This is a genomic window from Xanthobacter variabilis (assembly GCF_043831965.2).
GTDB lineage: Bacteria > Pseudomonadota > Alphaproteobacteria > Rhizobiales > Xanthobacteraceae > Xanthobacter.
The window spans coordinates 137,914-164,538 of record NZ_CM195533.1; the positions used below are offsets into that span (position 1 = coordinate 137,914).

At 67.8% G+C, this 26,625-nt stretch carries 21 protein-coding genes; 9 read left to right on the forward strand and 12 right to left on the reverse strand.

What is annotated here, in order from left to right; genetic code table 11:
* Window positions 1-129: 129 nt before the first annotated feature.
* Entirely contained in the window at window positions 130-2,412 is a 2,283-nt protein-coding gene (locus V5F26_RS00630; protein WP_394056204.1) for an NADP-dependent malic enzyme, read from the reverse strand.
* 231 nt (window positions 2,413-2,643) lie between these two features.
* Here V5F26_RS00630 and V5F26_RS00635 point away from each other — a divergent pair, with 231 nt between their 5' ends.
* Entirely contained in the window at window positions 2,644-4,737 is a 2,094-nt protein-coding gene (locus tag V5F26_RS00635) for an aq_1923 C-terminal domain (protein ID WP_394946664.1), read from the forward strand.
* Between the two features lie 64 nt (window positions 4,738-4,801).
* Here the strand turns inward: V5F26_RS00635 and V5F26_RS00640 are convergent, their stop codons facing one another.
* The 3 genes from V5F26_RS00640 to aspS form a co-directional block, all read right to left on the reverse strand.
* Window positions 4,802-5,371 carry a hypothetical protein gene (locus V5F26_RS00640; protein ID WP_394056200.1) on the reverse strand — a complete coding sequence of 190 codons (570 nt, stop codon included), beginning with the start codon at window positions 5,369-5,371 and terminating at the stop codon, window positions 4,802-4,804.
* Window positions 5,372-5,444: 73 nt separating this feature from the next.
* Window positions 5,445-6,086, reverse strand: coding sequence for a hypothetical protein (locus V5F26_RS00645; RefSeq protein ID WP_394946665.1), 642 nt, complete (start codon window positions 6,084-6,086; stop codon window positions 5,445-5,447).
* A gap of 71 nt (window positions 6,087-6,157) precedes the next feature.
* Entirely contained in the window at window positions 6,158-7,930 is a 1,773-nt protein-coding gene (gene aspS, locus V5F26_RS00650; protein ID WP_394056196.1) for an aspartate--tRNA ligase, read from the reverse strand.
* A 300-nt stretch (window positions 7,931-8,230) separates the two neighbouring features.
* Between aspS and V5F26_RS00655 the strand changes: the two genes are divergently transcribed.
* Both V5F26_RS00655 and rnd read left to right on the forward strand, forming a co-directional pair.
* The gene (locus V5F26_RS00655) at window positions 8,231-10,585 is read left to right on the forward strand and encodes a bifunctional diguanylate cyclase/phosphodiesterase (protein WP_394946666.1); all 2,355 of its coding nucleotides are present in this window, start codon (window positions 8,231-8,233) and stop codon (window positions 10,583-10,585) included.
* A gap of 97 nt (window positions 10,586-10,682) precedes the next feature.
* On the forward strand, window positions 10,683-11,831 hold the full coding sequence (gene rnd, locus V5F26_RS00660; RefSeq protein WP_394056406.1) for a ribonuclease D: 1,149 nt from the start codon (window positions 10,683-10,685) through the stop codon (window positions 11,829-11,831).
* Between the two features lie 401 nt (window positions 11,832-12,232).
* Here rnd and V5F26_RS00665 read toward each other — a convergent pair whose 3' ends face one another.
* The 7 genes from V5F26_RS00665 to V5F26_RS00695 form a co-directional block, all read right to left on the reverse strand.
* The gene (locus tag V5F26_RS00665) at window positions 12,233-12,388 is read right to left on the reverse strand and encodes a hypothetical protein (RefSeq protein WP_394946667.1); all 156 of its coding nucleotides are present in this window, start codon (window positions 12,386-12,388) and stop codon (window positions 12,233-12,235) included.
* Window positions 12,389-12,714: 326 nt separating this feature from the next.
* Window positions 12,715-14,238 (reverse strand): exopolyphosphatase, encoded by a 1,524-nt coding sequence (gene ppx, locus V5F26_RS00670; protein ID WP_509210530.1) that lies wholly within the window; start codon window positions 14,236-14,238, stop codon window positions 12,715-12,717.
* Between the two features lies 1 nt (window position 14,239).
* Window positions 14,240-16,447, reverse strand: a complete 2,208-nt coding sequence (locus V5F26_RS00675; RefSeq protein WP_394946669.1) for an RNA degradosome polyphosphate kinase — start codon at window positions 16,445-16,447, stop codon at window positions 14,240-14,242.
* A gap of 95 nt (window positions 16,448-16,542) precedes the next feature.
* Entirely contained in the window at window positions 16,543-17,277 is a 735-nt protein-coding gene (locus tag V5F26_RS00680) for an HdaA/DnaA family protein (RefSeq protein ID WP_394056190.1), read from the reverse strand.
* A gap of 4 nt (window positions 17,278-17,281) precedes the next feature.
* Complete coding sequence (locus tag V5F26_RS00685) at window positions 17,282-18,370, reverse strand: AI-2E family transporter (RefSeq protein WP_234050952.1); 1,089 nt, start codon at window positions 18,368-18,370, stop codon at window positions 17,282-17,284.
* A 92-nt stretch (window positions 18,371-18,462) separates the two neighbouring features.
* On the reverse strand, window positions 18,463-18,993 hold the full coding sequence (locus V5F26_RS00690) for a CDP-alcohol phosphatidyltransferase family protein (RefSeq protein ID WP_234050953.1): 531 nt from the start codon (window positions 18,991-18,993) through the stop codon (window positions 18,463-18,465).
* Window positions 18,994-19,052: 59 nt separating this feature from the next.
* Window positions 19,053-19,829 carry an SDR family NAD(P)-dependent oxidoreductase gene (locus V5F26_RS00695; protein ID WP_394946670.1) on the reverse strand — a complete coding sequence of 259 codons (777 nt, stop codon included), beginning with the start codon at window positions 19,827-19,829 and terminating at the stop codon, window positions 19,053-19,055.
* A 326-nt stretch (window positions 19,830-20,155) separates the two neighbouring features.
* Here V5F26_RS00695 and V5F26_RS00700 point away from each other — a divergent pair, with 326 nt between their 5' ends.
* The gene (locus V5F26_RS00700) at window positions 20,156-20,776 is read left to right on the forward strand and encodes a protease inhibitor Inh/omp19 family protein (RefSeq protein WP_394056187.1); all 621 of its coding nucleotides are present in this window, start codon (window positions 20,156-20,158) and stop codon (window positions 20,774-20,776) included.
* Between the two features lie 491 nt (window positions 20,777-21,267).
* Here V5F26_RS00700 and V5F26_RS00705 read toward each other — a convergent pair whose 3' ends face one another.
* Entirely contained in the window at window positions 21,268-22,071 is an 804-nt protein-coding gene (locus V5F26_RS00705; protein ID WP_394056185.1) for an enoyl-CoA hydratase/isomerase family protein, read from the reverse strand.
* Between the two features lie 236 nt (window positions 22,072-22,307).
* On the opposite strand from V5F26_RS00705, the gene V5F26_RS00710 reads away from it, so the two are divergent.
* The 5 genes from V5F26_RS00710 (at window position 22,308) to cysW (ending at window position 26,602) form a co-directional block, all read left to right on the forward strand.
* Window positions 22,308-22,634, forward strand: a complete 327-nt coding sequence (locus V5F26_RS00710; RefSeq protein ID WP_394946671.1) for a DUF2849 domain-containing protein — start codon at window positions 22,308-22,310, stop codon at window positions 22,632-22,634.
* Between the two features lie 16 nt (window positions 22,635-22,650).
* A complete protein-coding gene (locus V5F26_RS00715) occupies window positions 22,651-24,303 on the forward strand; it encodes a nitrite/sulfite reductase (protein ID WP_394946672.1) in 1,653 nt (550 codons plus the stop codon).
* Entirely contained in the window at window positions 24,290-24,793 is a 504-nt protein-coding gene (locus V5F26_RS00720) for a DUF934 domain-containing protein (RefSeq protein WP_234050959.1), read from the forward strand. Before V5F26_RS00715 ends, V5F26_RS00720 begins: the two co-directional genes overlap by 14 nt.
* Complete coding sequence (locus V5F26_RS00725) at window positions 24,790-25,554, forward strand: phosphoadenylyl-sulfate reductase (RefSeq protein WP_394946673.1); 765 nt, start codon at window positions 24,790-24,792, stop codon at window positions 25,552-25,554. Before V5F26_RS00720 ends, V5F26_RS00725 begins: the two co-directional genes overlap by 4 nt.
* Before the next feature lie 127 nt (window positions 25,555-25,681).
* Window positions 25,682-26,602, forward strand: coding sequence for a sulfate ABC transporter permease subunit CysW (cysW, locus tag V5F26_RS00730; RefSeq protein ID WP_394946674.1), 921 nt, complete (start codon window positions 25,682-25,684; stop codon window positions 26,600-26,602).
* Window positions 26,603-26,625: the final 23 nt, after the last annotated feature.

Consider the following 26,625-nt stretch of genomic DNA (forward strand, 5'->3'; position numbering starts at 1 on the left):
CGCGCGCTGCCCCTAAGCGAGAAAAGAAAACGGGCCCCGCTGCACGCAGGGCCCGCGTCTTCGAAACAGGTCGGCTCGCCGCCGCCGGCAGACGGGAGGCCTTGCGGCCCCCTCTGCCCGCAGCTGCGTTCAGTCCGCCGTCTGGGCTTCCACCACCGCGACGGCCGTCATGTTGACGATGCCACGGGCGGTGATGGAGGGGCTCAGAATGTGGGCAGGCTTCGCCGTACCCATCAGGATGGGGCCGACCGGCAGGGAATCGCCCAGCACCTTCAGCATGTTGTAGGCGATGTCGGCGGCGTCGAGGTCGGGCATCACCAGCACGTTGGCCACGCCCGAGAGCCGCGAATGCGGCAGCGCGCGCTTGCGGATGTCCTCCACCAGGGCCGCGTCGGCCTGCATCTCGCCGTCCACCTGCAGGTCCGGCGCCCGGTCACGCAGGATCTCCAAAGCCGCCCGCACGCGCTTGGCGGAGAGCGTCTCATGGCTGCCGAAATTGGAGTGGGAGAGCAGGGCCACCCGCGGTTCCAGGCCGAAGCGCCGCACATGGGCCGCAGCCAGCACCGTCATTTCGGCGAGGTCGGGAGCCGTGGGCTCGGTCTGGATCTGGGTGTCGCAGATGAAGAAGTTGCCCTTCGGGGTGATGAGCAGCGACAGCGCCGCCAGCTCCTTCACCCCCGGCGCGCGACCGATGATGTCGCGCACCTGGCGGAAGTGGCGGGTGAAACGCCCCTCGATACCGCACAGCATGGCGTCCGCCTCACCGCGCCGCACCGCCAGCGCGGCGATGACGGTGGGATGGGTGCGCACCAGGGTACGGGCGGCATCCGGCGTCACGCCGCGGCGGCCGGCGACCTCGATATAATCGCGCACATAATCGCGGTAGCGCGGATCATCTTCCGGATTAATGAGGTCGAAATTCTCGCCCGCCTTGATGGACAGACCGAAGCGCTTGATGCGGGTTTCCACCACATTGGGGCGCGCCACCAGGATGGGACGGGCGATGCCCTCTTCCACCACGGCCTGCACGGCGCGCAGCACGCGCTCGTCCTCGCCCTCGGCATAGATCACGCGCTTGGTCTCCTGCTTCGCGCGGGCGAACAGGGGGCGCATGATGAAGCCGGAGCGGAACACGAAGTCGTCCAGCACCGCGTCATAGTGGTCGAAATCGGTGATGGGGCGGGTGGCGACGCCCGTCTCCATGGCCGCCTTGGCCACCGCCGGCGCGATGCGCAGGATGAGGCGCGGATCAAACGGCGAGGGAATGAGCGAATCGGCGCCGAACATGCGGGTTTCCCCGCCATAGGCCCGGGCCACCACGTCGGACGGCGTTTCGCGGGCGAGCTCGGCGATGGCCTCCACGGCGGCCATCTTCATGGCGTCGTTGATGTCGGTGGCGCCGACGTCCAGCGCCCCGCGGAAGATGTAGGGGAAGCACAGGACGTTGTTGACCTGGTTCGGGAAATCCGAGCGGCCGGTGCAGATCATGGCGTCGGGCCGCGCCTCGCGGGCGACTTCCGGCATGATTTCGGGCGTGGGATTGGCGAGCGCCATGATGAGCGGGTTGGCCGCCATCTTCTTCACCATCTCCGGCTTCAGCACGCCGCCGGCGGACAGGCCCAAGAAGATGTGCGCGCCCTCGATGACTTCATCGAGGGTCCTTTTGTCCGTCTGCTGGGCGAACTTTTCCTTGTAGGGATCCATCAGGGTGTTGCGGCCCTCATAGACCACGCCCTCGATGTCGCAGACCCAGATATTCTCTTTCTTCGCGCCCAGCTTCACCAGCAGGTTGAGCGAGGCGAGCGCCGCCGCGCCGGCGCCCGAGGCGACGATCTTGAGATCCTCGATCTTGCGCTTGCCCACTTCCATGGCGTTGCGCACGGCGGCGCCGACGATGATGGCGGTGCCGTGCTGGTCGTCATGGAAGACCGGGATCTTCATGCGCTCGCGCAGCTGGCGTTCCACCTCGAAGCACTCGGGGGCCTTGATGTCCTCAAGATTGATGCCGCCGAATGTGGGCTCCAGCGCGCTGATGACGTCCACCATGCGGTCGACCGTCAAAGCGTCGATCTCGATGTCGAACACATCGATGCCGGAGAACTTCTTGAACAGGACGGCCTTGCCCTCCATCACCGGCTTGCCGGCGAGGGGACCGATGGCGCCGAGGCCCAGCACCGCCGTGCCGTTGGAAACGACGCCCACGAGATTGGCGCGGATGGTCAGCTCGGCCGCCTGGAGCGGATCGGCGGCGATGGCCTCGCACGCGGCGGCCACGCCCGGCGAATAGGCCAGCGCCAGATCGCGCTGATTACCCAAGGGCTTGGTGGCCTGAATCTCCAGCTTCCCGGGCCGAGGCAGGCGATGGTAGACGAGAGCGCCGGAACGCAAATCATCGGAAATATTCGACGCCATCCTTGTCCCTGCTCCTTCACCCGTCATAACGTTACTTGGATACCGCGCCAGCGTTCGCATGTGTATGCCGGCACGATCTCGTTATGATCTGTCTTGCGTTAGTCCTGAAACGGGGGCGAAAGGTAGCTGTGCGGTTCGGCGATGTCACGGTCTACCGCACAAATTGAGCAATGCTGCGGACGCAAAGGAAGGCTGTGCGTAGCGCAGAGGTCCGGGACGAGGACTTTTCCCATGAAGAAACCGCTTGTCATCGGCATCGTGGCCGTCCTCGCCCTGGGCATTGGCGGATATGCCGGTGTTCAATACTGGGCGCAGAAGAAGGCCTATGCCGTCATCGATAACGCCCTCGCCCAGGTGCGGGCCACCGGGGCCAAGGCCAGCGTGGGGTCCAGCGCGGTCTCGCTGAAGGATCGCAGCCTGACGCTGGGTGACCTCTCCGTCACCTCGGCGGACGGGGCTGTGTCCCTCACCGTGGCCCAGTTTTCCGCCCACGGGGTGGGCGCGCCCACCAAGGACGGCCGAATCACGGCCGACAGCATCGTCCTGGAAAATCTCACCCTCACCCGCACCGATGGCGCGGACGGGCCGCGTGTGGTGGAAACCCTGCCCCATGTGGCCATCGAGCGCTTCGCCGGCCCGCTGGTGGTGACGCCCACCGCCGGCAACGCCGCCGACATGGTGAATGCGAACCCGGTGGTGCTGGCCCTGCGCCAGCTCGCGAGCGTCGACGCCGCGCGCATCGACGTGCCCCATGCCGTCACCCGCGTGACCCCCGGCAAGGCCAACCCGCTGCAGCTCAATGCACGCGAGCTGACCCTGGACGGCATCGCGGCCACCGATGTGCGTTCCGGTAAGGTAGCCCGCCTGTCCGTGGCGCGCCTGCTTTCCGAAGGCCAGCCAGCGGATGGAGCCGCCCAGGCGGCGGCTAACGCCGCAGCAAAGGCCACCGGCGCGGGGGCCGACGGGGCGAAGGGGAACGACGAGCCGGCCAATCCCGCTCTGGCCGAGGGCAGCGGCCTGCCCCGCGTTCAGGCGGTGGCGATCGTGGCCCGCGACATTGACATCACCCCCCTCCTCGCCCCCTCGGCGGACAGTGACGGAGCCCTGCGCGCGGTGCTGGGGGCGCTGGAAACCGGCGCCTTCAACATCGAGCAACAGGACGACGTGCGCACCGAAGGCGCGGGCATGACCCTCACCGCCGTCTCGCTGCGGCCGGCGGCCATCACCGCGGCCCGCCTCGCGGCGCTGGAGGCCCTGGCGGCGGACGAGCCGCCGACCGATCCGGCGCCGCTACTGAAGGACGCCACCGATCTGCTGAAGGGGCTGGCCTTCACCGCATTCGAGGTGCGCGACATGCGCACCGTGGAGCCGGTGGGCGGCGGCCGCGCGGCCTTGTTCGCGCTCAAGGCGTTCGATGCCGGCACCCTGGCCGAGCTGCGGTTCGAGGGCGTCGATGGCGACAGTGACGGGCAGGCCGTCAAGTTCGGCACCATTTCCGTGACCGGGCTCGACCTGCCGCGGCTGCTCACCATCGCCCACGCCGACGATCCGACCCAGCCGGACGTGGCCCTTTCCGGCTTCCGCGCCCTCACAGGCGTGACCGCGACCGACATCGAGGTTCCGGTGGAAGGCAGCGACGACACCCCGGCGGAGCCCGTGACCATCGCCCGCGCCAGCCTCACCTGGGGCGCGTTTCCGGACCCCGCAGCCGGCGAGCTGCCCGGCCGCATCCTGTTCGAGCTCAAGGACGTGAACGGCCCCATCGACGCGGAGGACGGCGAGCCCTTCAACACCCTGGCGGCCGCCGGGCTGAAGCGGGCCACCTTCTCCATGGCGCTGGGCGCCGCCTATGACGCCGGCACCCAAAGCATCTCGGTCGGTCCCGCCGACGTCGAGGTGAAGGACGCCTTCCGCACCGGCTTCAGCGCCCGGCTGGACAACCTGCCGGCGGCGGCGTTCGCCTCCGAACAGGCGTTTACGGGGGCGCTGCCCGGGGTGAATATCGGCCCGATCAGCGTCACCATCAGCGATCATGGCCTGGCGAACCTGGTGCTCCAGCGCCTCGCCGATGCCGACGGCCAGGGCCTGGAGGAGTATCGCGCCCATCTACTGGACCTGTTGAACGAAGGCATTGCCGCCGTGGCCCCCGGCGCGCCGGAAACGGCCGCGGTGGCCGAGGCCATCGCCCAGTTCATCCGCGATCCGAAGACGCTGGAGATCACCGCCACGCCCAAGGGGCGCGTGCCGTTCCTCGCCTTCCTCAATTCGGATGATCCCACGGAGCCGCTGCAGCTGTTCAGCTTCTCCGCCGTCAACAAGCCCTGAACGCGAAAGGAGGCGGGCGCCACGTCGGCGCCCGCCTCCCTTTTTTTGCGCCCGAGGCCGGGTCTCAGCCGCCGGCCTTTTCCAGCGCCGCGAGATCGATGGCGGAGAGGAACGCTTTCTTCTCCGCCTCTCCCGCATTGCCGTCGATGGTGATGAAGGTGGCGCCGCTCAAAAGCTGCACCGCGCCGTCCTTGGTGACCACGGCCGTGCGGCCGCGATCGCGGAACACCTTGCCCATGGCGCCCAGCATGCCGGCATTGGAGAACATGGCCGCCATCTGCGCCACCATGGGGGACTGGGCGATAATCTGCACATTCACATGGGTGTCGCCCTTGCTGTATTCGCGCTTGGCGATCAACCCGCCGCCGAACATGGCGGCCGCGGCCGCGTCGGTCTCGGTGTCGCCCGCGGTCCAGCCGGCGGGCGCCGGGGGCAGGAACTTGGCAAGGCCCTCGGCATTGCGCTGGGCGAGGAGCTGGGACGCCACGTCCAGCGCCTGCTTGGTGGTTGCGGTGTCGCCGGCCGCATAGGCCTTCTGGGCCTCGGAGATGGCGTCGGCGATCTCATCGGCTCGCGCCGCCGGCGCGGCAATCAGCGTCAGGGCAAGAACGGCTTTCGGCAGGATGCGGATCAAGGGGGCTCTCCCGGATCGAACAGGCGGGCGCAGACTGCCGGAACGTCATCCGGGCCGCAAGCCACGGCCCCGCTCAGGGCACCAGAAAGCGACGGCTCTTCTCGTCCCAGACCTTGATGCCGATGCGCAGGGCTTCATCATTGGAGACGAAATTCATCTCGTCCGCCGAGGCGCGAAACATGATGCGCAGGAAGTCCAGGTCGGTGCCGATGGCGCGCAGATAGTCAGCCACGTCGAGCACCGTGCGCTGGGTCTGCTGTTCGAGCGCGGCCATGTCGCTGCCGCCATAGCTTCGATCCGCCGGAAAGGTGCTCCGGAAGGCATGGAAGCCGAGCCCGCTCGATGAGGACTTGGTGCGCCAGGCCGTGCCATCCCCATCCCGGCCGCCCAGGAAGGCGAGCGCGCAGGCGCTGAGGCAGGCCGCGCCCTGACCCTCGATGACGGTGCGCACACCCAGATCGTGAAAGGCACGACCCAGCGCCATGCCTTCACGGAGGTTCCCGCCGGGAGAGTTCAGATAGACCGCGGTGCGCTTGCGCGCCGGCCGTTGCGCCAGATAGGCGCGGAAACGATCGGCGTCGCCGGCCTCCACGCGGCCCGTGGCGAGCACGGCCAGGAGGCTGCCGCTGTCATTCTCATGCCGCGAGAACTCCAGGGCGTGGGCGCCCTGGAGCGAAGGGACAAGCGCCGCCAGCATGGACAGCGCGCGCGCCACGCGCCGACCCCGAAAGGCGAGGCGGGCCCAGCGGCGCGGCCCGGCCACCAGTCGCGCCCCTACCGGCGACCTCACTTCTGCGGCGGCACCGGGCGGATGTGGAGCTCGCGCAGCTGCTTGGGGGTGGCCTCGTTGGGCGCGCCCATGAGCAGGTCCAGGGCCTGCTGGTTCATGGGGAAGATGGAGATCTCGCGCAGGTTCTCGGTGCCGCACAGGAGCATCACGATGCGGTCCACGCCCGCCGCCATGCCGCCATGGGGCGGGGCGCCGTACTGGAACGCGCGATACATGCCGCCGAAGCGCTCGATCACGGTAGCCTCGTCATAGCCCGCGAGCTCGAACGCCTTCACCATCGCCTCGGGACGATGATTGCGGATGCCGCCGGAGGCGATCTCGTAGCCGTTGCAGGCGATGTCGTACTGGAACGCCTTGATGGTGAGCGGGTCCTGCGTCTCAAGCGCTTCCAGGCCGCCCTGGGGCATGGAGAAGGGGTTGTGGGAGAAGTCCACCTTCTTCTCGTCCTCGTCCCATTCATAGAAGGGGAAGTCGACGATCCAGGCCAGCTCGAACCGCTCGGTGTCGATCAGGTTCAGGTCCTCGCCCACCTTGGTACGGGCGGCGCCGGCGAACTTCACGAACTTCGAGGGATCGCCCGCCACGAAGAAGGCGGCATCCTCCGCCTGCAGGCCCAGCTGCTGGCGGATGGCCTCGGTGCGCTCGGGGCCGATGTTCTTGGCGACCGGGCCGGCGCCCTCATTGCCCTCGCGCCACATAATGTAGCCGAGGCCGGGCTGACCCTCGCCCTGTGCCCAGGCATTCATGCGGTCGCAGAAGGCGCGTGAGCCACCCTTCGGCGCAGGAATGGCCCACACCTCGTTCTTCTCCACCTCCAGCAGGCGGGCAAAGACCTTGAAGCCGGATTCGCGGAAATGCGTGGAGACATCCTGCATTTCCAGCGGGTTGCGCAGGTCCGGCTTGTCGGTGCCGTATTTGCGCATGGACACGGCATAGGGAATGCGCGGCCAGTTCTGGGTGACGGGCTTGCCGTTCGCGAACTGCTCAAACACGCCGCGAATGACGGGCTCCACCGCCGCGAAGATGTCTTCCTGCTCCACAAAGCTCATTTCCAGATCGAGCTGGTAGAACTCGCCGGGCAGGCGGTCGGCGCGCGGGTCCTCGTCGCGGAAGCAGGGGGCGATCTGGAAGTAGCGGTCGAAGCCGCTCATCATGATCAGCTGCTTATACTGCTGGGGCGCCTGGGGCAGCGCATAGAACTTGCCGGGATGCAGGCGGGACGGCACCAGGAAGTCGCGCGCGCCCTCGGGGGACGAAGCGGTGAGGATGGGGGTCTGGAACTCGAAAAAGCCCTGGCCCTTCATGCGGGCGCGCATGGCGTCGATGATGGCGCCGCGGGTCATGATGTTCTTGTGCAGCTTCTCGCGGCGCAGGTCGAGGAAGCGATACTTGAGCCGCGTCTCTTCCGGATATTCCACGTCGCCGAACACGGGCATGGGCAGCTCGGCGGCGGCGCCCAGCACTTCCAGATCGGTGGCGTAGACCTCGATGGCGCCGGTGGCCAGATCGGGGTTTTCCGTGCCCTCGGGACGCGGGCGCACCTTGCCGTCGATGCGGATCACCCATTCGGAACGGGCCTTCTCGGCGTCCTTGAAGGCGGCACTGTCGGGGTCCACCACCACCTGGGTGAGGCCGTAATGGTCGCGCAGATCGATAAACAGCACGCCGCCATGGTCGCGGATGCGGTGGCACCAGCCCGAAAGCCGAACGTGCTCGCCGACCTCGGCGGTGGTGAGCGCGCCGCAGGTGTGGGAGCGATAGCGGTGCATCAGATTGCCCTTTCAAGGCTGAAAATATGAGACGCGGGGAGCCTTCCCCGCCGGCGAGACCCCGCGCGCAGCCGGCCCGGCGCGCGCGGAACCGCGCTGGCACACTCCGCCCCGGCCGCAGCGCTGACGCGCGCCGGCGCGGACTGTCCGCATCTGAAGCGGGGCGAAGGTGCATGCGCCCCGTCCCTTGTCAAGCACACAGTCCTATTTCACCATCCGCAAAGCGTGTTATGAGCATGACTTGCGTCAACCGCGCGCCTGTCCGAAGGCGGTGGTCCGACGCCCAATGCGAGAGACCGAGTGAGTTCAGGCGTTTCCCCCTCCGGCCCCGCATCGCCCCCTTCCCGTCTGGAAGCCATCGGTGGTGGCGAGCCGGCGGATGTCGCGCAAGCGCCCTCGGCGCGCCGCCTGCGCCCCCGCGCCCTGTTGATCGGCCTCGGCGTCATGATCTGCGCGATCATCTGCCTCGGCACCGCGATCCTGGTGACGGCCCTCTACCGCCAGAGCTACGCCGAACATCGCCGCGAGGTGCGCAACCTTGCCCTCAGCCTGGCGGGACAGACCGACCGCGCCTTGCAGAGCCTGGAGCTGGTGCAGCGCAGCCTCGCCGATCGGGTCGCGGACGCGAATGTCGCGACCCCGCAGGAATTCGCCACCTTCATGGGCCAGCGCTTCATGCACCGGCTGATGCGCGAGAAAATGTCCGGCCTGCCCCATGTGGACGCCATCTCGGTGGTTGGCAGCACCGGCAAGCTGCTGAACTTCAGCCGCGCCTGGCCTATTCCCGACCTTGACCTGTCGGACCGCGACTACTTCATCGTGCTGAGCAGCATGAAGGGCCCGCCCACCTTCATCGCCGAGCCGGTGACCAACCTCATCACCGGCGCCGTCACCCTGTTCCTGGCCCGGCGCGTAACCGCCGCGGACGGCACCTTCCTCGGCCTCATCCTCGGGGCGATGGAGCAGGCCTCCTTCGAACGCAACTTCTCCACCATTGACCTTGCCCCTTCCGGCCTCATCGCCCTGGTGCGCGATGATGGTGCCCTCCTGGCCCGTGTTCCGGGCAGTGCCGCCCGCTTCCCCCGAGACGCGGCGGTGCGGGCCGAGATGGCCCGCGCCCTGTTCGCTCCCGATGCGAGTGACGTGATCCCCGCCGGCATTCTCGACGAGCACGAGCGGGTGGTGGCGGTGCAGAAGCTGGCCCATTTCCCGCTCGCCGTGGTCATCAGCGATGGCACCGACTGGCTGGAGGCGCAGGCCTGGAAGGAGGTTCTGCCCATCATCCTGGCCGCCGCGCTGGTGTGCTGCCTGATTGGCAGCGTCATCTTCTTCGTGATTCGCCAGCTGGATGGCGAACGAGCCTTCTCGGAAAAAGAACACCGGCGGGCCCGCTACGACGCCCTGACGGGCCTGCCCAACCGCCTGTTCTTCTCCGAGCGCCTCGCGGCGCGCCTTGCCCACGCCGAGAGCCCCCCACTCGCCCTGCTGTTCATCGACCTCGACTACTTCAAGAGCGTCAATGACACGCTGGGCCACGATATTGGCGATTCGCTGCTGCAGGCCGTGGCCGAGCGCCTCCTGGACACGGTCGCGCCGCACGATTTCGTCGCCCGGCTCGGCGGCGACGAGTTCGCCGTCATCTGCCGGCAGGCCGCGGGCGACCGCAGCGCGGTGGCGGCCGCCGAAGCCATCATCGAATCCCTGAAGGCGCCGTTCCTGCTCGATCACCATCAGGTCCTCACCGGGTGCAGCGTCGGCATCGCCACGTCCCCCGCGGATGGGAACGATGTCGCGACCCTGCTCAAATGCGCCGATCTCGCGCTCTACGAGGCCAAGAATGACGGCCGCGGCAATGCCCGCCTGTTCGAGGCCAATATGGGCGCCGTGGCCCGCGCCCGGCGCGACCTGGAGCTCGACCTTCACGACGCCTGGGAGCACCACCAGTTCCGCCTCGCCTACCAGCCCATCTTCGAGGCCGCCAGCGGCCAGCTGGCGGGCTTCGAGGCGCTGTTGCGCTGGCACCATCCGGTCCGCGGCGAGGTGCCGCCCGAGCGCTTCATTCCGGTGGTGGAAGAATCCGGCCTCATCGTGAAGGTGGGCGGCTGGATCCTCCGGGAAACCTGCCGGACGGCGGCGAGCTGGCCCGGCCACCTGTTCGTCTCGGTCAACGTTTCCCCCGCCCAGTTTCGCGGCGGCGGCACCCGCCAGCAGGTGCGCGACGCCCTGGCCACCAGCGGCCTCGACCCCACCCGGCTGGAGCTGGAAATCACCGAATCGCTGCTGCTGAAGGCCGACACTTCGGTGCGCACGCTGCTGGACGAGTTCCGCGCGCAGGGGATCATTCTCGCCCTGGACGATTTCGGCACCGGCTATTCCTCGCTGCGCTACCTGCAGGTGCTCAACATCAGCCGGCTGAAAATCGACCAGAGCTTCATCCGCCACGTGGTGGACGATCCCCACACCCATGCCATCGTGAAGGCCATCCTCAGCCTGGCCGAGGCGCTGGAGCTGAAGACCACGGCCGAAGGCATCGAGAACGAGTCGCAGCTCGCCATCCTGCGCGAGGAGGGCTGCACCCACCTACAGGGCTACCTGCTGGGGCCTCCCATGTCGGAGGAGGACGCCGCGCGCCTCGCCCGTGGCGCCGCCGCCTGAGGCCCGCCATCGCCGGCCCGGGCCATGCTCCGACATCCGGACAAATTCACGCCACAATCCCTTCCGCCCGCGACCCGACGCGGCTATGTTCGAGCCCATGGATCCCATCACCACGACCGACGCTCTCACAGCGGCTTGCGAGCGTCTTGCCCGCCATCCCTTCGTCACCGTGGACACGGAATTCCTCCGCGAAACCACGTTCTGGCCCAAGCTCTGCGTCGTGCAGGTGGCCTCCCCGGAAGAGGCCATCGTGGTGGACGCACTGGCCCATGGGCTGGACCTGACCCCCTTCTACCGGCTCATGGCCGACAAGGAGGTGATGAAGGTGTTCCATGCCGGCCGGCAGGACATCGAGATCATCTGGCATCTCGCCCGCCTCATTCCCCACCCGGTGTTCGACACCCAGGTGGCGGCGATGGTTCTGGGCTACGGCGACAGCATCTCCTATGACCAGCTCGTGCAGCGCGTGTGCGGGCACGCCATCGACAAGTCCTCCCGCTTCACGGACTGGTCCCGCCGCCCGCTCAGCCCGGCCCAGCTCGTCTATGCGATGACGGACGTCACCCATCTTCGGGACATCTATGTGAAGCTCACCACCGATCTCGACACCCGCGGACGTGGCGAGTGGGTCGGGGAGGAGATGCATGTCCTCACCTCGCCGGGTACCTATGACCAGAACCCGGATAGCGCCTGGGAACGGCTGAAGTCGCGCGTGCGCAAGCCGCGCGAGCTGGCGGTGCTGGTGGAGGTGGCCGCCTGGCGTGAGCGCGAGGCCCAGACCCGCGACCTGCCGCGCGGCCGCGTCATCAAGGACGAGGTGATCGGCGAGATCGCCGTGCAGCAGCCGCAGACGCCGGAAAAGCTGTCGGAGCTGCGCTCCCTGCCCAAGGGCTTTGAGCGCTCGCGCTATGGAGAGGCCGTGATCGAGGCCGTGAAGCGCGGCATCGCCCGCGATCCACGCTCCCTGCCCCGCATCGAGCGGGACAAGCCCCTGCCCAACGGGGCCAGCGCCACCGTGGAGCTGCTGAAGGTTCTGTTGCGGATGACCGCCGAGCAGAATGCTGTGGCCGCCAAGGTGCTCGCCACCACCGACGATCTGGAGCGCATCGCCGTCGACGACGAGGCGGACGTGCCGGCCCTGAAGGGCTGGCGGCGCGAGCTGTTCGGCGAACGCGCCCTCGCGCTCAAGGCCGGGCGCATCGCCCTCGCCGTGGAGAAGGGCCGCGTGATCGCTGTGGAGCGCTGAGGCCCGGCGCGAGGGTCAATCCAACGAGCTCTCCCGAAAGGAGAGCGACCTTGGAGAGCCCTTGACCCTGGCCCGCCGGGCGCCCCGCCAAGACCAAGCCGGGCTTACGACGCCGGGCTTACCATGTGCCGGCATGTGCCCGCGTGCGCGTCCCGTCGCCCGGGGCGGCGTGCGGATCGAACAGGCTTGGAAGCGATGACTATTCGCCCCTGAGCCGCCCCTGCTGATCACGCCACGGGTGTAGCCATCCCCCCGGCCCCCGGCAGTCGAGGCCGTCCCAGCGCCAACACTCCTGTCGGGATAGTGCTCCCAGGCATGTGAGCCTTCCCGAATCGGCATCAAAAGCACGAGCGCATAGCCGGAGCGATGAGGCTTTCCCAACGCCTCGTCGACGACGACCGTCATTTTCCATAAGCGATTGCAGTACCCGAATATTTTCCATTCGGCATGACCTCTTGAACGCCTTTCATGACTGGAACACCGGCGTCGACCAGCTGTTTGCTGAGGAGGTTCTTCTTTCTTTTCTCGATGCACGCCCTGACCTGTTTCTTGGTCACGACGATTTTCCGAGAGGCACCATCGGCGCGCGGATCCACAGGTGACGTCTTTTTCAGGCGGGAGGAGGCCTTGCATGCGAGAGTCCATGCGCTCCCCCGCTGCATAGGCCTTGCGGCAGCACCGCAAGGCCACAGAATATTCTACCTATGATTGCTTTTCCGGAACCTGCATCTTTTCGGCCTTCTGCGCGCACCAACGGGCCCGCTCGGTGGCCGACGCATGATGGGCATGATCGCGGCGGAGGGAGCGGAAACGCTGAGCGTCCCCTCTCCTCCCCCAGCCAGCGGCATCGGCCCACTCTCCGCGGCGCGCCGATGCCCGGGGCTCAATCCACCACTTCGGTGTGCGGCTCGCGGCCGATGAGCTTGGCGAGCTGGCGCAGGCGGCCCTGCACGCGCTCGTTCACCAGGGATGCCAGATCCCGCGGCACGCTCAGCACCAGCTGGTCGCCGCGCACTGCCAGCGGCGTGCGCGACAGAATCCCCGGCATGGCGGCGGAGAGCAGGTAGCCCACCCGCATGGCGCCGCCCAGGATGCGCGCGCGGTCCAGCTGCCCGGTGCTCACCAGCTCCAGGATGCGCGTCTCCGCGTCGTCGGCGCTGATGCCCACATGGCGGAAATAGACGGACAGCGCCAGATAGGCCCGCCCCGGATGATCGAGCCCGGCAAGGGCCGCGTGGGCGATCATGTTGAGGCTCTGCTCACCGCGATAGTCCGGATGGGCGCGCCAGCTCACATCCGAAAGCAGGCAGGCAGCCCGGCGCAGGCGGGTTTCATCGGCGCTCTCCTCCAGCACCGGGGAGGAGGCGAAGAAGGCATCCGTCCACCCCACCAGCTCCTCGCCATGGCGCGGAGAGCGCGAGCGCAGCGCATTGAGCTCGGCGGCCGCCAGCAGCAGCGGATCCTCGGCCCGGCTCTCCTCGTTCATCAGGGAGTAGAGCAGGCCCTCACGAACGCCGAGCGCCGAGATCACCACTTCCGCGGCGCGCCCCTGGCGAACAACGTTTTCCAGCACCAGCGCCCCATAGGCCAGCAGCGGGCGACGGGCATCGGAAATCACGTCGATATGGGCGAGGGTGTCGGCATCGGCGCGATGGACGATGCGCGTGAAGTCCAGCGCCTCGCGCGCCGGAATCACGTAGCCGTGCATCACATGGAGCGGATAGCCCTTCTGGAACATGTGGAGACGCGCCAGCGCCCGCCAGGTGCCGCCCACCGCATAGAAGGTGCGCCCAGCCAGATCGCCCAGCACGCCGGCGTCGGGCATGGTCTCCTTGATGATCTTCTCGGCCTTGCGCGGCGAGCGCGAGGAGCGGTCCTGCAAAGCGAGGCCACCGAGCGGCAGGGTGATGCCCGTGCCGATCCGCCCGCCCTTCACGTTCACCAGCTCCAGCGAGCCGCCACCAAGGTCGCCCACCACGCCGTCCGGGTTGTGGACACCGGCGAGAATGCCGCAGGCGGCCAGCTCCGCCTCGCGCTTGCCCGTGAGCAGCTCGATGGTGGTGCCGCAGATGGCCTCGCACTCGGCGATGAAGGCCGGGCCGTTCTCCGCGTCGCGGGCCGCGGCGGTGGCCAGAGCGTGGATAACCTCCACGCCCATGGCATTGCACAGGGCCTTGAAGCGGCGCAGCGCCGAAAAGGCGCGCTGCACCGCATCCTCCGCGAGCCGGCCGGTGGAGAGCACCTCCCGCCCCAGGCCGCACAGCGCCTTTTCGTTGAAGATGGGAGTGAGCGCACGGTTCATCCCCTCGTACACCACCAGGCGCACGGAGTTGGAACCGATGTCGATCACCGCCACCGGCGCCCCGACCGGCAAGCGGCCGGGTGCTCGATGGAGGCCGTCCGTCACCTCAGCGGCGGACGAGGAGACTGCGCGGCGAAGAATCCTTGAGAGACTTTCCACGTCCAGACAAGCTCGGGTTGGTCATGAAATATTGATGGGCGTTGAACGGTTCCTCGCCCGCGGCGGGGACTATGCGTTCCGAGGAGCCATCCGGCAACACCCGCCAGCTCTGCTGGTTGTCGATAAGGTTCGCGACCATGATCTGGTCGAGCACCTGCTCGTGCACCGTCGGGTTGGTGATGGGGCACAGGGTCTCGACCCGGCGGTCGAGATTGCGCGGCATCAGGTCGGCGGAGGAAATGTAAACCACCGCCTGCGGGCTCGGCAGGCCGTGGCCGGCGCCGAAGCAATAGATGCGCGAGTGCTCCAGGAAGCGCCCGACGATGGACTTCACCCGGATATTTTCCGAAAGCCCGGGAATGCCCGGCCGCAGGCAGCAGATGCCGCGGATCACGCAATCCACCTGCACCCCGGCCCCGCTGGCCTCGTAGAGGGCATCGATGATGACCGGGTCCACCAGCGAGTTGCACTTCAGCCAGATGGCCGCCGGGCGGCCGGCCCGCGCGTGCTCGATCTCCTCGCGGATGTGCTGGAGCAGGCGCGGCTTGAGCGACACCGGCGAGACCGCCATGGCATCCAGCTCGCCCGGCTCCGCATAGCCGGTGATGAAGTTGAAGATGCGCGCCACGTCCTGCGCGATCACCGGGTCCGCCGTGAAGAACGACAGGTCGGTATAGATGCGGGCGGTAATGGGGTGGTAGTTGCCGGTCCCCACATGCACATAGGTGGCGAGCGTGCCGCCCTCCCGGCGCACTGCCATGGAGAGCTTGCCGTGGGTCTTCAGCTCGATGAAGCCGAACACCACCTGCACGCCGGCGCGCTCCAGGTCGCGCGCCCAGCGGATATTGGCTTCCTCGTCGAAGCGGGCCTTCAGCTCCACCAGCGCGGTGACCGACTTGCCGGCCTCCGCCGCCTCGGCCAGCGCCTTCACGATCGGGCTGTCGGAGGAGGTTCGGTAGAGGGTTTGCTTGATGGCGACGACGTTGGGGTCTCGGGCCGCCTGGCGAAGGAACTGAACCACCACGTCAAAGGATTCATAAGGGTGGTGAACAAGAATGTCCTTTTCGCGTATGGCCAGAAAACAGTCTCCGCCGTTCTCGCGAATGCGTTCGGGAAATCGGGCATTGTAGGACCGAAATTTCAGGTCCGGCCGATCCACCGACACGAGCTGGGAAAACTCATTCAGCGCCAATACGCCGTTCACCACGAAGATCTCGTCGTCATGCACGCCGAGTTCGCGGGCCATGAAGTTGCGCAGCTCTTCCGGCATGGCGGCATCGGCCTCCATGCGGATCACCTCGCCATAGCGGCGCTGCTTCAGAGCGGTCTCGAACAGGCGGACGAGGTCTTCCGCCTCCTCCTCGATTTCCAGGTCACTGTCGCGAACAACACGGAACACGCCCTGGCCCTTCACATGGTAGCCGGGGAACAGGTTCGCGATGAACAGGCCGATCATCTGCTCCAGCGTCATGAAGCGCGCGCCGGGGGCGGCGGCGAGATCCGGCAGGCGGATGAAGCGCTCCACCTTGGCCGGAACGCGGATGAGCGCGTTCATGCCCCGCCCGTCGCCCTCGCGCACCAGCTGCAGCGCCAGGGAGAAGCCGAGGTTCGGGATGAAGGGGAAGGGATGCGCCGGGTCGATGGCCAGCGGCGTCAGCACCGGGAACACATGGTTCAGGAAGTGCTTCTCCAGCGCCGCGCGATCCTCGGCGGTGGCGTCGGCCCCGTCCACGAGGGTGACGCCCGCGCCGGCGAGATCGGTGCGCAGCTCGCGCCAGCGCACCTGCTGGTCAGCGATGAGCTGGGCGGCGCTCGCCATGATCTTGGTGAGCTGCTCGGAAGGGGTCAGGCCATCGGGGCTGCGGGTCTGCACGCCTTCGCGGATCTGCTCCTTCAGGCCCGCCACGCGGACCATGAAGAACTCGTCGAGATTGTTGGCCGAGATGGAGAGGAAGCGCAGCTGCTCCAGCAGCGGGTGGCTGCGGTTGGAGGCCTCTTCCAGAACCCGGCGATTGAAGTGCAGCCAGGAAATCTCGCGATTGATGAAGCGGTGCGGCGACTGCGCCAGCGCAAGAGCCTCTTCGACGGGCACGGCCTGGGCATTCTCGGGAAGGGTCTCGTCGTCTCTCAAGATTGCGGCTTCCTGTGCGCTCATCGTCGGCTCCCTGATGTGCAGGCGGACCATGGCTGCCTTAGGTGACTACTCTATGACGGAGCGTGACCGGTCGCCGCCCCTCCCCCGCCACCATTTCAGGGGTCGTCGTCGGGATCCTCGCCCGGCTCGTCCTCGGGCATGGCAAGATCGGGATGGGCCTTGAGCACCTGCGCCGCCAGGGCGCGGGTGACCGGCCGGTGGGCCGCGAGGGCGGCGCGGTCCAGCGCCTCCACCACCTTCTGCGCTCCCGCCACCGAGCGCGGAATGCGCAGCAGCAGATAGCTCACCGTCGCCTCGTCCACAGCCAGCTGACGGTCGGCGAACAGCTTCAGCAGCAGGGCCGCGAGCAGGTCGTCATCCGCCGGGGCGATCTCGAACACCGGCACCGCGCGCAGGCGCGATGCGAGATCGGCGGTGGCCAGGCGCAGCTTGGACGGGGGCGTGCGGGTGGTCATCAGCAGGAACGCCCCCTGCTCGCGCGCAAGATTGAGGAGATGGAACAGCGCCGCCTCCTCGAACGGGGCGGCGTCGAGATCCTCCAGCACCAGGGCGCCGGACGCGAGCGCCGCGGGCACGCCGGCGCGCTCCAGCTCGCGGGCGGACAGGGTGCGCGCGCCGGAGCGGGCGGCGAAGATGGCCGCGAGGTGGCTCTTGCCCGCCCCCTCCGGCCCCACCAGGCACACCACCTTGGACGGCCAGGCGGGAAATGCGTCAATGAGCGCCAGCGCCGCCGCGTTGCCGGGCGCGGCCAGGAAATCCTCGCGGCGCGACGCCGGTTGCGCGGGCCATTCGAGGGGAAGCTGGCGCGAGGTTCCGTCGCCAACAGCCATGGGATCAGCGCCCCTCCGGGGGCAGCGCGCCCTCGCCCGGGCCGCGATAGAGCGAGGACGACAGGTATTTGGCAATGGCGAAGCGCGCCAGCACCCCCACCACCGCCGTCAGCGGAACCGCCAGCAGCAGGCCCACGAAGCCGAACAGATAGCCGAACGCCAGCAGCGCGAACATCAGCCACACCGGATGCACGCCGATGCTGTCGCCCACCAGCTTGGGGTAGAGCACATAGCCCTCGATGGTCTGGCCGACGATGAAGATGCTGAACACGATGGCGATCATGCTCCAGTCCGGGAAGAACTGGACGATGGCCACGCCCGTGGACAGCACCAGCCCCGTCAGCGAGCCGACATAGGGAATGAAGGACACGGCACCCGAGACGAGGCCGATGATCAGCCCGAAATTGAGCCCCGTCATCGACAGCGCGATCGCGTAATAGGCGCCGAGGGCGAGGCACACCAGCGCCTGCCCGCGCACGAAGCCGGCCACTGCCCCGTCCATGTCGCGGGCAAGGGTGCGCACCACGTCGTGGTAGTGGACGGGCACCAGGGCGTCCACGAACTCCACCATGTCGTCCCAGTCGCACAGGATGTAGAACATCACCACCGGCGTCACGACCATGAGCGCGAACATGGAAATGACCGCCTGCCCGCCGGCCCACACCGACGACAGCAGGCCGAGCAGATAGGAGACGCCCTGCGTCATCAGCTCCGAGATGGAGCGCTGCATGTCCGGCAGCCGGTCGCCCACGATGTGGCTCAGCCACTCGCGATTCTCCTCCGTCACCAGGCCTTGCAGCCGGGCGACATAGGAGGGCAGGCGCTGGATGAACTCGAACAGCTGGGACGCCAGGATGGGCAGCGCCACCAGGAAGAACAGCACCACCAGCAGCAGCATCACCACCACCACCGCCAGCGAGGCGATGGTGCGCCCGACCCCCAGGCGATGCAGGCGAATCACCACCGGATTGAGGAAATAAGCGAGCACGATGCCGGCCACAAACGGCAGCAGGATGCCGCTAAGCAGCCACAGCGAGAGCACCAGGACCGCAAGCGCCCCGACCCAGAACCAAAGCCTGATGCGCAAGGGCATTCCTTCTCCCCCGCCGCCGGAGCTCATGCCGGGGCCTGTGCCCGCCCCCTTGCCGGAGCGAAGCGCCCCGCCCGCGCGGTTGGGTTCGCCATTCAACTGGCCATGTGGCGCGTCCATTCCGCGAGATAGGCAGCGGCGGAAAGCCCCGTCAAGAGCCCCACCGAAACGAGGCCCAGGGTGAAGGCCTGCGGCACATGGAAGCCGAAGCCGGCGCTGGCCAGCACGAAGGCGGCGAAGGCGATCTGCGCCGCGGTGTTCAATTTCGACACCAAGAGCGGGCGGATGGCCACCGGCCGGGCCACCACCAGCGAGAGCACCACCGCCCCCACGATCATCACATCACGCGAGACCACGGCGATGGCCACCCAGCGCGGGATGAGCTCCATCACCGCCAGCGCCACATAGATAGAGACCAGGAGCGCCTTGTCGGCGACCGGGTCGAGATAGGCGCCGAGCTCGGTCTGCATGCCGAAGCGCTTGGCGATGAAGCCGTCAAGCGCATCGGACACCCCGGCCGTCAGGAACAGCCAGAAGGCGAGCTGGGTCTCGCCCACGCCGATGGCCCACACCACGGTGGGCACCAGCAGGATGCGAAACAGGGTGATGATATTGGGCACGCTCACGCCTCACCTCCCCTCGCGCCATCATGCCGAGACCGCTCATCCTCCGCCACCCGCGATGCTCACGCCGGATTGCGCTTCACCACCAGCGGGCCGAACGTCTGCTGCGAGGCCATGGCCTGGATGCGGGTGATGTTGACATGGCGCGGCAGGGTGCAGGCGAAGAACACCTGCTCGGCGATGTCCGCGCCCGTCATGGGGGTGGCGCCGGCATAGACGTTGCCGGCACGGTCCTTGTCACCGCTGAAGCGCACCACGGAGAATTCGGTTTCCGTCATGCCCGGCTCGATATTGGTCACGCGCACGCCGGTGCCGGCCACGTCGGACCACAGATTGAGCGAGAACTGCTTCACGAAGGCCTTGGTGGCGCCATACACATTGGCGCCCGGATAGGGATAGTCGCCAGCGGTGGAGCCGGTGAGCACCACATGGCCTTCGCCCCGCGCCACCATGGCCGGCAGGGTCGCCCGCACGGTGTAGAGCAGACCGTTGATGTTGGTGTCCACCATGGTGTCCCAATCCTCGATGTTCGCCTTCTGGGCCGGCTCCAGGCCCAAGGCGAGGCCGGCATTGGCGAACACCACATTATAGTTACGGAAGGCCTCCGGCAGGCTGGCCAGCAGCTCCTCGATGGCCTTCAGGTCGCGGGTATCGACCACCGCCGTATGAATCAGCTCGCCATACTGCGCCTTCAGCTCCTTGAGCCGCTCCACGCGCCGGCCGACAGCGATGACGCGGGCACCCGCCTGCGCGAAGCGGCGCGCCGTGGCGGCGCCGATGCCGGAGGTGGCGCCGGTGACAAGAAGCGTCAGGCTCCGGGGATCGAGGTGCTGGGTCATGGGCTGCTCTCCTGCTGCGGGGCGAATCAAGGGAATGCGGCGTGACAAGGAAGGCCGAGGCCGGTCATCGTGGCTGGATAACGCCACCGAAACCATGCGTCCATCCATCGGTGGAGCGCGGTATTTAGGTGCCTAACCAGCCTTGCTGCTGCCATCTTCTGCGGAAAGTGTGGTCCATTCGCACCCACCCTGAGGGAACAAGGCTTTGCGACCTGTTCCCAAGGCCGGGTGAGATCCGAACGTCGAATGGGCCGGCCGTCGCGGGGGCGCCATAAGGTGTCGCGAAGGCAGGACCCAGGGATGCGGGGCGCGTCCGGAGAGTGTTGATGCAGAGTGTGTGGCGCAAGGTGCTGACCGGAGCGGGAACCGCTTTGGCGATGGGAACTCTGGCAGCGGCCCTCGCCGGCTGCAGCACCGAGCTGGACGGCTTCGGCAACAAGCCCTCGGCCATGGCGGCCAATCGGGTTGATGCCCCTCCGCCGCTGGTGGCCCCCACCGGCGCCGTGGAAACCTCGCCCGCGCCCGCGCCGGCCACCGCGGCCCCCGCGCCGACGCAGACCGCCTCCGCCGCAGAGGCCATCACGCCCCGCAGCACCGCCAATAATGTGCCGCTGGCGCCGCCCCCGGCCAATCCGGGCGGGGCAGCCTATGCGCCCACCGCAGCGAAGGAGCAGATGTCCGGCGCCTGGACCTTCTCCTGGGACAATGGGCAGAACACCTGCCCCGTCACCCTGTCCACCGCTCGCGGCCTCAGCGGCATGTCCGCCCAGGCCGACGTGTCCTGCCCCAGCGACATCTTCATGACCAAGGGTTGGGACATGATGGGGCCGGACCTCGTCCTGCAGAATCACCAGGGCAAGGTCACCGCCCGCCTGCGACCCTCGGGCCCGAACCGCTATGTGGGCGTGCTGGCGGAGACCAACCAGCAGGTGGTCCTCACCCGCTGAGGTCACGCGGCCACAGCTCGCGGCCAACGCGCGCAGGCATTCTCGCGGCTTCATCTTCGTCCTGAAAATAGGAAAGGCCAGCTCCCTGGCCGGGCCGCGCGCCGTCGCGGTGCCATCCCGGCGCGCCCGCACGGACGCCCCTCAAATCACCTGCGCCTGAAAGCGTCCGGTGCGGCCCAGCCCCGGTGAGCATGGGCCCGCTTCCAGGGACCGGGAACGCGGCTCTGCATGGAGCCCCTTCACGCGACGCCGCGCGCGCTGCACCCGGCACATGTCGCCGGCAAGATCCTCACTCGCGCCCCATGCCGTCGGCTCAGCCGAACAGCACGGCCATCACGATCACCCCATAGGACAGGGCAAAGAAGACGCTGTCGCGGAGAAGCTGGCGCTGAGCCGTCGTCATGTTCATAGATCCCTATTTTCTATGAACATGATCGACATTAACGATGGCGTCAATACACAACGTCCATCGGCGATATGGAATGTGCCTCTCAGTGCCCCTCGAAGCGTGGCGGGCGCTTGCCGACGAAGGCGGCGGCCCCCTCCGCGAAATCGAACGTGCCAGTGCTGGCAATAAACGCCTCGCGCTCCGCATGGAGCTGTTCCGACAGGGTGTGGGAGAAGGAGGAGCGCAGCAGGTGCTTCACCCGGCCATAGGCGGCCGTGGGCCCGGCGGCGAGCCGGCGCGCCAGAAGCTCGGTCTCGCGGGCAAGATCGGCGGCGGGCACCACCTTGTTCACCAGCCCGAGGCGCAGCGCCTCGGCGGCGTCCACCAGGTCCGACAGCAAGGTAAGCTCCATCGCCTTGCGCAGCCCGACGATGCGCGGCAGGGAGAAGGTGCCCGAGCCGTCGGGCGTGGTGCCGATGCGGGTATAGGCCATGGTGAACTTGGCATCATCGGCCGCCACCACCAGGTCCGCGGCAATGGCCACCGACAGGCCGGCACCTGCCACCGCCCCCTGCACGCTCGCGATCACCGGCGCCGACAGGCCGGCCAGGGTCAGCATCGCCTGATGGAAGGGATCGATGATGGCCGCGGCCACCTGCGGTGCGTCAGCGCCCGCTGCATGAAAGCGGCCCACATCGCCCCCGGCGAGAAAGGCCCGCCCCTCCCCCGACAGCACCACCACCCGCACCGTATCGTCCTGCGCCACCCGGTCGACCGCGGCCTTCCAGGCAAGAATGCTGGCCTCATCAAGGGCGTTGAGCACGTCCGGCCGGTTGAAGCGGATGCGGGCGATGCCCTCGGCCACGTCGAGCAGAACAGGCGGGGAAGGCGGAACGGCGGTCATCATGGGATCTCCTCGGCTTTCCTCTCGGCGGAACACGCGGCGCCGCCGGCGGAGCGTGCACGGGCCATCGCGTCGGAGCAAGGGGAGCCGCGCACGGTTTCAGCCCCGCATTTTACATCGTATTTTAGTGTGATTTTTCATATTGCACATCATATGACGATATTTTAGCTTCTAATCACGGACAATGATCGTGTTAATCACACTGATTTTGTCAACTTTCAATCTCGAGGGCCGCACACATGACCTCTCCGCTGCAACGCAAGCTGAAGATTGCGGGCCCCACCGCCATCACCGCCAATCGCCTCGCCGACGGCGTGGTGGTGTGGCTCACGGCGGGCGGTGGATGGAGCCTCTCCATCGGCGAGGCCACGGTGGCCACCACCGCCGAGGAGGTGCAGCGCCTGCTCGCCATTGCCCAGGGCGATGAGAACACGGCGGTGGGCGCCTATGCGGCCCGCGTCGCCCTCACCCCGGAGGGTCACGCCATTCCGGTCAACCTGCGCGAGCGCATCCGCGTGGGCGGCCCCACCATCACGCCCGCCGCGTCCCCCGCCCGCGCGGCCTGAAGAGAGCCTGATCCCCATGTATGTTCATGACGCGTTCGACCGCACCTTCCTCCAGGAGCGCGTCGCCGAGTTTCGCGACCAGGTGGCCCGGCGCCTCTCCGGCGCGCTGACGGAGGAGGAGTTCAAGCCGCTCCGCCTCATGAACGGCGTGTATCTGCAATTGCACGCTTACATGCTGCGCGTGTGCATTCCCTATGGCACGCTGAATTCAACCCAGCTCAAGGCCCTCGCCCGCGTGGCGCGGCGCTATGACCGGGGCTATGGCCACTTCACCACCCGCCAGAACATCCAGTTCAACTGGATCAAGCTCGCCGAGCTGCCGGACGCCATGGCGGAGCTGGCGGAAGTGGGCATTCACGGCATCCAGACCTCGGGCAACTGCATCCGCAACACCACCACCGACGCCTTCGCCGGCGCCGCCCGCGACGAGATCGAGGATCCGCGCCTGTATGCGGAGGTGATCCGCCAGTGGTCCACCCTGCACCCGGAATTCACCTACCTGCCGCGCAAGTTCAAGATCGCCATCACGGCGGCGAAGCATGATCGCGCCGCCACCCGCGTGCATGACGTGGGCCTGCGCCTGCGCCAGCGGGACGGGCACACCGGATTCGAGGTGATGGTGGGCGGCGGGCTGGGGCGCACGCCCTTCATCGGCCAGACCATCCGCGACTTCCTGCCGAAGGAGGACCTGCTCTCCTATCTGGAAGCGATCCTGCGCACCTACAATCTCGGCGGCCGGCGCGACAATATCTACAAGGCCCGGGTGAAGATCCAGGTGCACGAAATGGGCCCGGAGGCCTTCGCCGAAAAGGTGGAAGCCGAGTGGCAGGCCATCCGCGACGGCGCCTTGCGGCTCGACGAGACCGCCATCTCCGCCATCGCCGACCGCTTCGTGAACCCCGATCTCGAAGCCCTGCCCGACCACCCGCCAGCCCTGGCCGCCGCCCTCGCGGAGCCGGCCTTCGCCCGCTGGCACGCCAACTCGGTGGCACCCCACAAGGCCGCGGGGCATGCCATCGTCACCCTTTCCCTGAAGCCGGTGGGCGGCCCGCCCGGCGACTGCACCGCCGACCAGATGGACGCCATCGCGGACCTCGCCGACCGCTACGCCTATGGCGAGATCCGCGTCGCCCACGAGCAGAACCTCGTCTTCCCCCATGTGCGGCAGAAGGACCTGCCCGCTTTGTGGAAGGCGCTCGACGCCATCGGCGTCGCCACCCCCAATGTGGGACTGGTGACCGACATCATCTCCTGCCCGGGCCTCGATTATTGCTCGCTGGCCAACACCCGCTCCATTCCCATTGCCCAGAAGCTCACGGAGCGCTTTGCCGATGATGCGCGCATCGCCGACATCGGCCGGCTGCACGTGAACATCTCCGGCTGCATCAATGCCTGCGGCCACCACCATATCGGCCATATCGGCATTCTGGGGGTGGAGAAGAAGGACGAGGAGTTCTTCCAGATCACCCTGGGCGGCAAGGGCAATTCCAAGGCGCGCCTGGGCGAGCTGATCGGCCCGGCCATCCCGGAGAGCGAAATCGTGGATGCGGTAGAGCGGCTCGTCGAGACCTATCTGGAGCTGCGCACATCGCCCCAGGAAACCTTCATCGCCGCGGTCGAGCGCCTGGGCATCGAACCGTTCAAGGAGCGCGCCTATGCCCCTCGTTAAGTCCGGGACGATCATCGCCGATCCCTTCACCGCCGTCGCCGACGACGCCCCCTTGCCGGACGGCCCGACGATCGTCTCCGCCGCGCGCCTGCTGGCGAACAAGGAGGCCCTTTTCGCCCGCAATGTCGCGCTTGGCGTGGCCTGGCCCAACAATCGCGACGTGGCCGAGCTGGAGCCGCTGCTGCCCCGCCTTGCGCTGGTGGCACTGGCCTTTCCGAAGTTCCGCGACGGCCGCGCCTTCAGCCAGGCGCGCCTGCTGCGCGAGCGCTACGGCTTCACCGGCGAGCTGCGCGCCACCGGCAACGTTCTGCGCGACCAGCTCCTGATGATGGCGCGGGCCGGCTTCGACGCCTTCGAGCTGGAGAAGGCGGCCGATGCCGGCACCGTCCACCGCGCGCTCACCAGCTATTCCATCTTCTACCAGCCCACGGGCGACGGCCGCCGCACGGCCGCCGAGACCCGCCGCGCGGCGAAGGGACGACTGGCATGAACGCGACGACGAGCACGGCCATCGGCGCGGCCGCGAGCACCACCGGCGCGCCGCCCATCGCGGGGGCACAGCCGCTGCCCCTCGACGTGTTCGCCCTTGACGCCGCCCTGCGCCGGACCGAGCCCCAGAAGATCATTGAGATCGCGCTGGCCCTGTTTCCCGGACGCATCGCGGCGGTCTCGTCCTTCGGCACGGAATCGGTGGTGCTGCTGCATCTCATCGCCCAGGTGAATCCGGCGACGGCCGTGGTGTTCCTGGACACCGGCCACCTGTTTCCCGAAACCCTGGCCTATCGGGACCAGCTCACCGAGCTGCTGGGGTTGACCCAGGTCCTCACCGTCACCCCCGACCCGGCGGCCCTGGCCGCGCGCGATGCCGGCAACGGCCTGTGGGCGGACGACCCGGACACCTGCTGCGCCCTGCGCAAGGTGGAGCCGCTGGCCCGTGCCCTCGCGCCCTATTCGGCCTGGATCAACGGCCGCAAGCGCTACCAGGCGCAGACCCGCTCCACCATTCCGGTGGTGGAGGGCGACGGCGCGCGGGTGAAGTTCAACCCGCTGGCCACCATGGCCCGCGAGGATCTCCTGGCCTATATGGAGCAGCACAAGCTGCCCCATCATCCGCTGGAAAAGCACGGATTTCTGTCCATCGGCTGCATGCCCTGCACCTCACGGGTGAAGCCGGGAGAAGACCCGCGCGCCGGCCGCTGGCGTGGCCGCGCCAAGACGGAATGCGGCATCCACCTGGGTGAGGGCATCTGACCCCGGGGCGCGCGCCGCCTGTCGCGACGCCGCATCCCGCTCGCCCTGGAATCGGCCTATGATGGCCTGGACGATGGCCTTTTCGCGCGATGGAACCGCGCCCAGACCACCACGAAGGACGCACTTCATGAGCACTCCCGCGCAGGACGCGCCCCCGGTTCACGGCGCCAGCGAGGGATTGCCCACCGGCGTGGTGGAGAGCCATGGGCGCGCCCACCACGGCTACCGCCCGGTGAACACGGAGCCGCGCGCGGTGCGGGTGGCGCTGACGGCCCTGGCCCTGGCCTTCCTGGGCCTGTTCATCGGCCTGCCGCTGGTGGCGGTGTTCGTGGAAGCGTTCAAGCGGGGCGTTCCCGCCTATCTCGAAGCCCTGGCCGATCCCGATGCCCTGGCGGCCATCCGCCTCACCCTGGAGGTCGCGGCCATCTCGGTTGCGGCCAATCTGGTGTTCGGCCTCGCGGCCTCCTGGGCCATTGCCAAGTTCGAGTTTCCCGGCAAGAGCGTCATCATCTCGCTGATCGACCTGCCCTTCTCAGTCTCGCCGGTGGTGGTGGGCCTCATGTTCGTGCTGCTGTTCGGCGCGGAAGGCCTGTTCGCGCCGCTGCTTGAGGCCGCGGACGTGAAGATCATCTTCGCCCTGCCCGGCATCGTGCTGGCCACCGTGTTCGTCACCTTCCCATTCGTGGCGCGCGAGCTCATTCCGCTGATGCAGGAGCAAGGCACCTCCGAGGAGGAGGCCGCCGTTTCCCTTGGCGCATCGGGGCTGTCCACCTTCTTCCGTGTCACCCTGCCCAATGTGAAATGGGCGCTGCTCTACGGCGTTCTGCTCTGCAATGCGCGGGCGATGGGCGAATTCGGCGCGGTTTCGGTGGTGTCCGGCCACATTCGCGGCCTGACCAACACCATGCCGCTGCACATCGAGATCCTCTATAACGAGTATCAGTTCGTGGCCTCGTTCGCCGTGGCCTCGCTGCTGGCCCTGCTCGCTTTGGTGACACTGGTGGCCAAGACCATTCTGGAGCACCGGCTGGCCCAGGAAGAGGGCTGATCCCCCCTGCCGGTCCGCCGCGG